Source organism: Nocardia sp. NPDC003693, assembly GCF_053981095.1.
Map to the genome: position 1 here is coordinate 1 of NZ_JBSFNO010000074.1, position 10699 is coordinate 10699.

The 10699-nt window shown below is 68.9% G+C and carries 11 protein-coding genes; 8 read left to right on the plus strand and 3 right to left on the minus strand.

Annotated features, from left to right (window positions below; genetic code table 11):
• Window positions 1-112 precede the first annotated feature (112 nt).
• Window positions 113-607: a phosphoribosyltransferase gene (locus ACWDOP_RS38635; protein ID WP_456349035.1), complete on the minus strand. Its 495-nt coding sequence runs from the start codon at window positions 605-607 to the stop codon at window positions 113-115.
• A 114-nt stretch (window positions 608-721) separates the two neighbouring features.
• Window positions 722-1432, minus strand: a complete 711-nt coding sequence (locus ACWDOP_RS38640; RefSeq protein WP_454206277.1) for a metal-dependent hydrolase — start codon at window positions 1430-1432, stop codon at window positions 722-724.
• A gap of 186 nt (window positions 1433-1618) precedes the next feature.
• Here ACWDOP_RS38640 and ACWDOP_RS38645 point away from each other — a divergent pair, with 186 nt between their 5' ends.
• The 6 genes from ACWDOP_RS38645 to ACWDOP_RS38670 all read left to right on the plus strand — a co-directional run bounded on the left by ACWDOP_RS38645 (window position 1619) and on the right by ACWDOP_RS38670 (window position 5972).
• Window positions 1619-2365: an SCO6745 family protein gene (locus ACWDOP_RS38645; protein ID WP_456349036.1), complete on the plus strand. Its 747-nt coding sequence runs from the start codon at window positions 1619-1621 to the stop codon at window positions 2363-2365.
• A gap of 82 nt (window positions 2366-2447) precedes the next feature.
• Window positions 2448-2969 (plus strand): hypothetical protein, encoded by a 522-nt coding sequence (locus ACWDOP_RS38650; protein WP_456349037.1) that lies wholly within the window; start codon window positions 2448-2450, stop codon window positions 2967-2969.
• 71 nt (window positions 2970-3040) lie between these two features.
• Window positions 3041-3931, plus strand: a complete 891-nt coding sequence (locus tag ACWDOP_RS38655; protein ID WP_456349038.1) for an endonuclease/exonuclease/phosphatase family protein — start codon at window positions 3041-3043, stop codon at window positions 3929-3931.
• A gap of 75 nt (window positions 3932-4006) precedes the next feature.
• Window positions 4007-4651, plus strand: a complete 645-nt coding sequence (locus tag ACWDOP_RS38660; protein WP_456349039.1) for a hypothetical protein — start codon at window positions 4007-4009, stop codon at window positions 4649-4651.
• The gene (locus ACWDOP_RS38665; RefSeq protein WP_456349040.1) at window positions 4651-5013 is read left to right on the plus strand and encodes a hypothetical protein; all 363 of its coding nucleotides are present in this window, start codon (window positions 4651-4653) and stop codon (window positions 5011-5013) included. Before ACWDOP_RS38660 ends, ACWDOP_RS38665 begins: the two co-directional genes overlap by 1 nt.
• A gap of 116 nt (window positions 5014-5129) precedes the next feature.
• The gene (locus ACWDOP_RS38670; RefSeq protein WP_456349041.1) at window positions 5130-5972 is read left to right on the plus strand and encodes a hypothetical protein; all 843 of its coding nucleotides are present in this window, start codon (window positions 5130-5132) and stop codon (window positions 5970-5972) included.
• Between the two features lie 150 nt (window positions 5973-6122).
• On the opposite strand, the gene ACWDOP_RS38675 is transcribed toward ACWDOP_RS38670, so the two are convergent.
• The gene (locus ACWDOP_RS38675) at window positions 6123-7076 is read right to left on the minus strand and encodes an SDR family NAD(P)-dependent oxidoreductase (protein WP_456349042.1); all 954 of its coding nucleotides are present in this window, start codon (window positions 7074-7076) and stop codon (window positions 6123-6125) included.
• A gap of 698 nt (window positions 7077-7774) precedes the next feature.
• Here ACWDOP_RS38675 and ACWDOP_RS38680 point away from each other — a divergent pair.
• Complete coding sequence (locus ACWDOP_RS38680) at window positions 7775-8797, plus strand: AraC family transcriptional regulator ligand-binding domain-containing protein (RefSeq protein ID WP_456349043.1); 1023 nt, start codon at window positions 7775-7777, stop codon at window positions 8795-8797.
• A gap of 402 nt (window positions 8798-9199) precedes the next feature.
• Window positions 9200-10567 carry an SPFH domain-containing protein gene (locus ACWDOP_RS38685; protein ID WP_456349044.1) on the plus strand — a complete coding sequence of 456 codons (1368 nt, stop codon included), beginning with the start codon at window positions 9200-9202 and terminating at the stop codon, window positions 10565-10567.
• Window positions 10568-10699: the final 132 nt, after the last annotated feature.

Genomic DNA, 10699 nt, shown 5'->3' on the forward strand with positions numbered 1-10699 from the left:
GGTCGGGGTCGCGCCCGGCGCCGGTGGGTTGCTCGATGGCGAGGTTGCGCGCGCGATCACGATGAACAGCGAGAAACCCGGCGCGCTTCGTCTTTCCCGAGTCGGGCTGGGTTCAGGCGTCCAGGACGCGGACCTGGCGGTCGACGACGGGTGGTTCGACGGACCAGGGGAAGTTGATCCAGCGGTCGGTGTGTTTCCACACGTACTCGCAGTCGACTTCCGAGCGGGGCTTCTGGTAGATGACCGCGCAACGGACCTCGGCGACGTGGTCCTGGCAGAAGTCGCGCACGAGTTTGAGGGTGGCGCCGGTGTCGGCGACGTCGTCGGCGACCAGCACGGTCGCGCCGGTGAGGTCGACGGCGCTGGGTACCGGGGGCAGCATGACCGGCAGGTCGAGGCGTTGGTCGACGCCGGTGTAGAACTCGACGTTCATGACGTGCAGGTTCTTGACGTCGAGGGCATAGCCGAGGGATCCGGCTACGAAGAGGCCGCCGCGGGCGATGGAGAGGATGAGGTCGGGCTCGAATCCGTCCTTGGCGATGGTGTGCGCCAATTCCCTTGCGGCGGTGCCGAATAGTTCCCAGCTGAGTTCTTCGCGGTCGCTCATGGTGCTCCGTCCCTGTCCCGGACCGATTGACCAGGAGATCATACGAGTGCGGGTGGGTGCTCGGATGCTGATCGGTTGCAGTGTCCGGGTTTTCGGGTCGGTTCGGTGTGTCGGCTAGGGCTGGTGGGTGATGGTGTACCAGAGCAGGCCGAGGGTGGCGAGACCGAACAGCGGTACCAGGATGAGGGTTTCCATCTTGTTGCCGGTGCGGTCGATGATGGGGATTCTGGTGCGGATGTCCAGGGGCCAGAGCAGGCGGCAGCCGCGGTCGGTGAGGCAGTCGCCGAGGATGTGGGCGAGGGCGCCGAGGCCGACGGAGAAGGGGAGCCAGGCGGGTTTGTCGCTGATGAAGTAGTCCATGACGAAGGTGCCGCTGGCGGCGAGGGCGATATGGGTGCCCCAGGCTTTGGGTCCCTCGCCGGAGGGTGCCAGGTGTAGTGCGCGCACGGCCAGGGCGAGCAGGAAGAAGACCAGGGCGAGGGTGAACCAGCGGCCTATCCAGTGCAGTCCGGCCCAGGTGCCGACGGTGACGAGGGCGACGAACAGGAAGGAGTGGGTGCCGTGGCGGTGCCCGCCGGATATCCACGAGATGAATTTGCAGGCGGCGTGGGAGACCGGTCCCAGGACGTGGGAGATGGTTCCGTTGGGGTGGTCCGCGTCCGGGAGCAGGGCGGCGCCGGCGGTGAGCAGGGCGCCCATGACGAGGTCGACGGGGCGGATGTTGCCCATTTGGCTTGCGGGATAGGTCAATACGGTGAGCGGTAGCGCTGCGGCGGCCGCTGACCAGGCGAGCGCGCCGCTGGTGGCGTGTGAATGTCCTAGCACCACAATGAGATTAACCGTCATTTGGGCTGGTGTTCAACTTTGTGGTGATGCTGATGGTATGTGGTAGCAGGGGTTTCGTGTGCCGGGGACTGGGCAGGGCGGGTGGGAGCGGACCCGCCGGTGGGGGTGCCGGGCGGTGAAATAGTCTCGGGGGAGAATGCGCTTTCCGCTCAGAGAGGAACGGACATGTCGGTTGCGTCCGCGGTGAAGGATCAGATCCAGCAGATCGGCGGGGGGTTCATGTTCTCCCGGGAGGCGAAGGCGTTCGCCGCGTCGACGGGCGTGCCGGGGTTCCTGCCGGGGTATACCCGGGGCCGGGGCGGGGTGCTGGGTGATGTGGACTCCGATGTGGTGGCCGCGGCGTTCGGGTTCTTCCCGCCGGCGGCGGTGCGGACGGCGTGGGAGGCGACGGCGGGGGTGCCGGCGGCGAAGGGGGCGCAGGGGTATCTGCAGGCGTGCCAGGATTTCGGGCGGCGCAAGCTGGCGGGGTTCGAGCCGGTGGAGCGGTTGGCGGAGTTGCTGGAACGGGTGGCCGACGCGGCGTCGGTGGCTGGGGTGCCGTTGTTCGCGGGGTGGCGGGCGTTGCCGCGGGCGGAGGACGCGCCGGCGCGGGTGGCGCACGCGGTGCAGGCGTTGCGGGAGTTGCGGGGCGGGTTGCATTTGATGGCGGTGCGCTCGAGTGGTCTGTCGCCGTTGCAGGCGGTGTTGATCGCGGGGTCGCCGTTGAGTTCGGGTCCGGATCAGGCGCGCGGGTACGGGTGGGGTGAGCCGTTCGAGGAGATCACGGCGGATTTGAAGGGGCGGTGGGTGCAGGCGGAGACGATTACCGACGATCTGGTGTCGCCGGCGTTCGCGGTGCTGGACGATCGGGAGGCACAGGAGTTGATCGCTCTGCTGAGTGCCTGTCACAGCGCGGTTTTCGCGCGCCGCTGACCGGGTGGGCGTGTGGGTGTGGCAGGCTCGCCGGTCAGTGGGTGTCTGCCGCGCTCGCGCGTGATGAGGGGATGAGGATGTCATGAGTTCTCGGGTGCTGCGGTTGCGGGCGTTGATCGATCATCCGGCGACGGGGGCGAACGAGCGGGCGGCCGCGCGGCGGATGCTGGATCGGATCCTGGGTGCGAGTGTGCGCGCCGATGCGGCGGATCGGGTGTACGGGGCGCGGTACGGGCGGGCGGGCCGGCATGCGGGGCTCGAGGAGATCGCGGAGTTGGTGCGCGCCGATATCGCGTTCGCGCGTGTTGTTTTCACCGAGCCGGGCGGGACGGATGAGGTGGCGGTGTTCGATCCGATCCGGGACGCACCGGCGGGGCTGGTCTACGAGGTGTGTGCCGAGCCCGCGGTGTCGGCGATCGTGGTGCGGGTCGAGGCGGTGCCCGCGGAGTGGGGGTGGGATGCGGACGGGGAGGTGAGTCCGGCGCTGTCGACGGTGGCGGCGGAGTTGGCCGAGATCATGAACGCGTACAACCGGGACGGGCAGGGCATCGGGCGGCGGTTCTTCGCGCGGGTGCGGGTGCGGGAGCAGACGCTGATCTGGTAGCGGGGGCGCGGGCGCGGGTCGTAGAGTTCGGGGTGGATTCCCTTGGGCGCGAACAGGAATACGGAGTATCGATGTCGGAGACCGGAACCTTGCGGATCGCTCAGCTCAATATCGGGTCGTTGCTCGAGCCCAAGTGGGAACAGCGCCGGCACGAGGTGCTGGCCTGGTTCGAGCGGCTCGACGCCGACGTGGTGTGCCTGCAGGAGGTGTGGGAGGACGTCACCGCGTCCGAGAGCACCAATACCGCGCGCTGGCTGGTGGACAACGCGCCGGCGGGGCGGTGGCACAGCTGTTTCGGCGGGTACGCGCTGCCCGAGGACGCATGGCACGATCGGAATCTGCGGTTCGGTTCGGCGATTCTGAGCCGGTGGCCGATCGAACTGTTCGAGGTGTTCGCGCTGCCGGGTGATCCGGCCCCGCGCGATCCGCACCCGTCCTATCGGATGCAGGCCGAGCTGCTGTACGCGCGCACCGCCGGGACCGATGTGTTCAGTACCCATCTCGCGCCCCCGCCCGCGCAGGCGTATCAGCGGGTGCGGCAGGTGCTGGCGATCGACGACATCATCGCCGCGCGGCACGATCGCACGGTCACCGCGCTGCCGCCGATCCTGTGCGGGGACTTCAACGCCAAACCGCTCTCGGACGAGATCCGGTTCCTGCAGTCGAACGCGGTGCTGGAGGGGCGCAGCACCTCGTTCCAGGAGGCGTGGGCGCTGCTGCGCCCGAACGAGGTGGGCTACACCTACGATCCGATCACCAATCCGCAGGCGCGGTTTCTCAACGTGCCGCCCCAGCGGATCGACTACGTGTTCGTGGGTGACCCGTTCCTGCGCCCGGAGGGTGCGGGCCGGCTGCTGAGCGCGGACCTCGCCTTTCACGAGCCGTTGACCGGCATCATCGCTAGCGACCATTACGGGCTGGTCGTGGACGTGCGCTGGCCGCAGCGGCCGCCGAACCCGTGAGGCGCGCCCGCGAATTCACGCGTGCGTCGGCCGCCGGTCGTGCCCGGTCGGCGGTGAACCTCTAGCATGCGAGTCGTGCGCGGGTGGATGCGAATTCTGGTGTGTGTCAGCGTGCTCGCCGCCGCGGGCTGCGCGGGGGCCATCGATCGGGCCGAGTTTGAAGCGCAGATGCGGGCGCGCGGCGGGGGATTGGTGAGTGCGCTGCCGCAGGGGGCGATCACCGCCCTGAGCCAGCGGCTGGGTGACGCACAGGTGCAGGCGACGGTCCTGGTGATCACCGCACCGGACTCGGCGCGTTTCCGGGCGGTGCTGTTCGATCAGCCCGCCCATGTGACCGCCTTCTTCGACGACCGCGATCTCACCTCGCGCGAGGCCGCGGTGTGGCTGCGGGTGCGGCCCCCGAACCAGCCCCGCGAGCTGGACGACTACTCGTATCTGCTCGGTGGCCTCGGATCCCCGGAACCGGTGCGGGTCTCCGCGCGCGAGGACCTCGACGCCGAGAGCTTCACGCTGAGCGAGGTGAGCGGGCTGTCGCGGGTGGAGGACATCGTCGATACCGCGCTGGCACGCAGCGAACTCACCGACGGGTACGTGAGCGTGATCGTGGTCGGCCGCTTCGGCGACGGGGTCCGCATCGTGGCCAATGTCGTGTCACCGCGCGCGGAGACGGTCGTGGAATTCGATGACACCGGCACGTTCACCCGGGTCAGGAGGGCATGATGCGCCGACTGCTGCTGACCGCGCTGGGCGCGGCCGCCATCGCCGCCATGGCCGGGATCGTCATACCCTTGGCGATCTGGCCCGGGGAGGCGAAACTGACCGCGCCGCTGTTCTGTTCGGCGCCCTACACCGAACCGATGGTCGTGTCGGATACCTGGCACGACTCCGAGGGCACCTCGGTCAACTACACGCTGTATTGCGTGGGGGAGCGCGGGGCGTACACCGACGAGGGGTTCGCCCGGCCCATGCTCGTCATGTCCGCCGCGCACGCTGTGATCGTCGCCGTGCTGGTGGTCGTGATCGGACTGCCCGCGCTGCGACGCAGGGACGCACCCGCACGGTCGGGGCCCGTCGAATACTGACCGCGTACCGGCCGACCGCGAGCTATCCCGGGCGAATTCGTTTGTCCGGGAACACGACCCACCCCGAGTTTGATACTGTGCGCCGATAGGTGGCTGCGTGAATGGGATGGTTCGGCATGGCGTTCAGCCTTATCGACAACGGCGAGGACGACGAGCGCGAACAGCGGCGTGACACCGTCTCGGTCTCGGTATCGATCACCGTGTCCGCGACCATGAGCGTGTCCGCGAACACCGTGCACCACGTCACCGGATTCCCGGGCGCGCCCGCCGAACTCACCACGATCACCACACCCCGGCCCGCGCCCGCCGAGCCGCCCGCCCTGGCCGCGGCCCCCGCGCCGGTGACGCCCGCCGCGACGATGTCCGCGACCACCGGGCCGTACGTGATGATGACCCTGGATCGCGGCCTGCTGCCGCACAGCCTGGAGTTCAGTGTCGACTGGGCGCATCGGGTGCCGCCCAAGGACGTCGGCGCCGCCCTGTACGAGGCGTATCGCACCGCGCTGACCACCCACACCGCCCATGCCTCGGACGAGCTCGGGCGGCGTCGTCATCGCCGCCGCCCGGCCCGGCATTCGCCCGATCATCGGCTGACCCTGCGCGATCAGACGATCATGCTGCTCGAGACCACGACCTGGAACAAGTACTGCCGCCTGCAGGACGAGTTGCTCTCGGACGGCCGCTACCTGATGAACGGCGCCGCCACCCAGTACGGTCGCGCCGTGGTCACCCTCACCGGCAACCGCGACGCCATCGACTCGATCGAGGTCGCCCCGACCTGGCCCGGCTGCGCCGACCCACAGGCCCTGGAAGCCGAACTCATGTGGTGCGCGGACCGGATCCGGGCCCTGCGCCCCAAGTTCGTGCCCCAGCACGACTGGTCCGCCCACACCGACGACGAGCTCCTGGAACTGCAGCAGCGCCACCGCCGCACCCTGATCGAGCTCAGCGCCCGCTGACCGCCCGGAAGCCGTCGCGTGCGGTCGACGGACGGCACAGCGCGCTCGAGCGTGTCCGGCACTCGAATTCTGTGATGAATTCCTGAGTGGGGGAATGAAACCGGAGCAGAACCCGCTCATGCCGGGCACGGGCGGGTTCGCGACCGGAGTTCAGTCGTGGGCCGGGGCGGGTTCGGGGGTGGGGACCGGGCGGGGGCTGGGGGACGGGCCGGTGGTCTCCTCGGGGAGCATGCGGTGGAGTTGGTTGAGGCCGTAGCGGGCCAGGTCCGGGAGCAGGCGGTTGAACCAGATGCTCAGGGCGCCGTGCAGGTTCTCCAGGTGGGCGGGGCGGTCGATGATCGCGTCGGTGAGCATGTTCGCCGCGGCCGCGGTCGAGAGGGCCTTGTAGCCGCTCCAGCCCAGGGCCGCGCTCATGTCGGTGGCGACCAGGGGGATGCGGACGTCGGTGAACAGCACCCCGTCGCCGTGGGATTCGTTGGCGGCGATGCGCATCACCGCCTCGAGGGCGGCCTTGGAGCCGACGTAGGCCGCGAAGCGGGGGATATCGGTGATCACCCCGAGCGAGGAGCTGGACACGATGTGGCCCGAGCCGCGCCGGCGCATCTCCGGCAGCAGGCGCAGCACGAGCCCGACGGGGCCGAAGTAGTTGATGCGCATGGTGCGCTCGAAGTCGTGCAGGCGATGCTCGGACTCGGCGACCGAGCGCCAGATCGAGCGGCCCGCGTTGTTGACCAGGATGTCGGGGGCGCCGAACTCGATCAGGACCTGGTCGGCGAGCTTGTCGACGCCCTCGGTGGTGGACAGGTCGCCCGGGAGCGCGAACGCCTTGCCGCCGTTGGCGTGGATCTGGGCGACCAGCTGGTCGAGTTCGCTGGTGCGGCGCGCGGTCACCAGGACCGTGGCGCCGGCGGCGGCCAGGCGCAGGGACAGGGCGCGCCCGATGCCGCTGGAGGCGCCGGTGATGAGTACGGTGCGGCCCGAGACGCGGTCGGTGAGGGTGGGGCCGAACGGTAACGGGATGCGGTGCGGCATGGTCAGGGCGTTGACGACCTGGCGAGTGACTTCGTGCTGAACCTTCGCGATTGTCTTTCCGATACCGAACATCACGCAACACCGCTTCCCGACTCGAATTCCTCTGCGGGACGATGTTATTCGAATGTGACATGCGGTGTTCGGTGGGCGATGTGCAGAATCGGCCAACCTTGGGCCAACAGGTTTGGGGGCGGGGTGATCTGGTCACCGGGCGGGGCGGCTGGGGAGTGCTGCTAGTTTGCACTCGATGCAAGAATGTGTGAACTCGCCGGTGGCGCAGGGGAACCCGGGGTCGGGGCGTGCCGGTTGATAACTGCGGGGAATGCCGCTCGGCCATCAACTTGACATAATGTTGATTATCGGTACTTTTACGGCGGCCGCTCCGGCTTGTTGATCTTGTTGTGTGACAGGCGTATTCGCGCGTTGTCCGCCGATCCCGCGCCGGCCGCCGCCTGGGCCCCACCGGCTGCGCGCGTGCGTGCGTGCGCGTAAACGCCTGTCCCCGGCGCGTTCTCGGCACACCGGAAAATTGTTTGCGCGCACCCGCCGCCGTGCTGGAAATTTTCCTGTTCGGCCCGGAATCGGCCGATGTGTGCCTCTCGGGGTCTCTCGTGGGTCCAATCGTGTTGCCGGGGTGGATTATCGGTGGCTCCCCCAGGTCTCGCCGGCCCAGGCATAAACGTCACTGTGACGAATCAATGGAGTGCCACCGGGTGCCGTATCTCCGATTTCCGGTGCTGTGGATGCTGGACGTTTGCGAAAATGCCTCTATGACGGACGGACCGAGGCAACGGCGTTCCATCACCAGCGCGATGCTCATCGCGCAGTTCGCCGTCGAACGCGGCGTCGCGGTGGCCGAGGTCCTGCGCGGCACCGGGATCGCGCGTGACGATCTCGACGATCCGACCGCCGAGATCACCCGCGCACAGGAGATCGGGCTGCTCGAGAACGTGGTCGCCGCGCTCGGTGACGAACCCGGATTCGGGTTGTTCGCCGGGATCCGCTCGCATCTGGCCAATCACGGCGTGTGGGGTTTCGCGATCATCAACAGCCCGACCGTGCGCAGCGCGGTCGAAGTGTTCGTGCAGTACAACGATCTCTCGTTCAGTGTGGCGCGGTTCCGCGCGCGCGACGAGGGCGCCGAGATCTGGCTGGTCCGTGACGATTCGGCGGTGCCCGAACGGATCCGGCGCTTCGCCCTGGAATGGGATCTGGCCACGTTCGCGACCATGCAGCGCGATTTCTTCCTGACCCCGATTCCGGTGCGGGTCGAGGTCGCCATCGCCGCCCATCCCATGTACGAGATGTTCAACCTGCTCAACGGGGTCGCGGAGGTGAGTTTCTCCGCGCCGCGCACGATCCTGAAGTTCGCGCCGGGCGCGCTGGATCTGCCGCTCCCCCAGGCCAATTCGCTGTCCGCGGCCTACTACGAGAAGAAGTGTATGGAGCTGTTGCAGCTGCGGCGCTCGCGGCACGGGGTCAGCGGGCAGGTGCGCCAGCTGCTGATCCACCGGTCCGGGGTCGCCTCCCAGCCCGAGATCGCCGACGAGCTCAATCTGAGCGTGCGCACGCTGCGGCGGCGGCTGGCGCAGGAGGGCACCACGTTCCGGGAGCTCAGTGACGAGACCTCGGCGTTGCTGGCCGAGCAGCTGCTCGCGGCCGGGCTGACCGCCGAGCAGACCTCCACCCGGCTGGGGTACTCGAGCGGTTCGGCGTTCGCGGCGGCGTTCCGGTCGTGGAAGGGGCAGACCCCGCACCAGTACGCGCGGGATGTGCGGGCCGCGCCGCGATGAGGGGCCGCTCCCCCGGGCTCGAACGCGGGAAAACCCCAGCTCAATGCGTCACAGTGACGCAATGGGCTGGGGTCCGTTGACCTCCGTCGCAGGTGTTCGCCTGGCGTGTGCCGCCGCCGACGGCTCGGAACGGCCCGCAAGGCCAACCCGCGAGACCACTCGGAACGGTCCCGCAAGACAACATCGCGTTGCCGGCTCGTAAGGGTCGGCGGTATTCGCGCACCGGGGACATCCGTCTCGAGCGGGTACGGATTGTGCGAGGCGAAGGTGTCCAGGGCCGTTCCGAACAGGCCGTGCGAGCAGCGCACGCTTCGACACCCGCGCCGGCCGCTGCCGGGCACGCCGGGTGCGAGGCGTGAAATTCGCTGGGCGGGCGGGGTTTTCGTGGGCTAGCCTGCGGCCATGACAGCCAAGAACAATTCGTACCTCGATCAGGTGGTGGCGCAGCAGGCGGTGCTCGAGGAGAATCTGCGGTCCGCGCCGCAGCCGGGGGCGCCGTACGGGTCGGGTGGCGGCGGGCGGGGTGTGCTGGCCAAACGCGCGGGCCGGGCGGGGCCCTCGCGCGAGACCCCGGTGCAGGGGCCGGTGGATGTGCGGATCACCGGGTTCTGGCGATGGCAGACGGTACTGGTGCCGCCGAACGCGTTCGTGGTGCACACCCGGCGCGGGCGCAAGGAGCCGCTGCACATCGGGCTGGGGGTGTCGTTCCGGTTCGATCCGGGCACCGATTCGTATCTGGTGGTGCCGGGCGCGATCCAGACGATCCTGATCAACGCGTACTGCATCTGCCAGGAATTGCAGGGCGTGCTCGTGCAGGGGTACGTGCAGTGGATCATCGACGATTTCGCCACCGCCTATCGCAAGCTCGATTTCTCCGACGGTGAGGATCCGATGCGGTTGGTGAATGTGCAATTGCGGGAGCAGGCCGAGGCCGCGATCAAGGACAAGGTGTCCACGATGGCGGTTCGCGATGTGCTCAGTGACAAACAGCCCATCATCGAGGAATTGACCGCGCGTCTGCGCACGGTGGCCGAGGGCTCGGCCGAGCCCGCCGAGCGCGATGATCGCGGGCTGGGGTTGCGGATCGTGACCGTGCAGATCAAGGAGGCGGTGGTCAGTTCGACCACGCTGTGGGAGAACCTGCAGAAGCCCTATCGCAGTGATCAGAACCGGATCGCGCGCCTGGCCGAGCTCGAGGCGCAGGAGGCGGTGTCGATGCGCGAGCTCACCGCCGCGCGGACCGCCGAGGAGCGCCGGATCGAGAACGAGCGGGAGTTGTCGACCCTGCGCGCCCAGCACGAGGCCGCGCGGTTCGATCGCGAGGCCGCCGAGCGGTTGCGCCGGACCGAGCGCACGCACGCCGACGAGCGGGCGGTGTCGGATCTGGCGCAGGAGGCCGCGTTGCACGCGTTGCGGCTCGAGCGCGATCAGCATGCCGAGCGGGCGGAGAACACGCGCCTGGCCGCGGAGTTGCGCCGTCAGGAGCTCGAGGCCGAGCTGGCGCTGGAGGCGGCGCGGGCGCGGGCCGCGCACGAGCAGGCGCTGCTGGGTCTCGAGCGTGAGCGGGTCGCGGTGGAGAACGCGAATCTGCGCAACGCCAGCAGCATTCAGGCCGAGCTGGTGGGCGCGCTGCCGGCGATCGTGGATCATCTGCCCGCCCCCCACGAGCTCAAATCGGTGCAGATCGGCGGGGACACGCTCGGGTTGAGCGGGTTGATCGCGCAGTTGGGGGCGATCGTGGACACCGTGCGGGACCCGGATCAGCCGTGAGGTGTGTGTCGTGCCGGCCACCCGCCCTGGTGGCCGGGCTCGACCAGGCGCCGCGCGGAGGCGTCCTCGAACAGGTCGGTGGCGTAGGTCAGTTCGAGATCCAGGCCCGCGGGAACGCCGGGCGCCGATTGT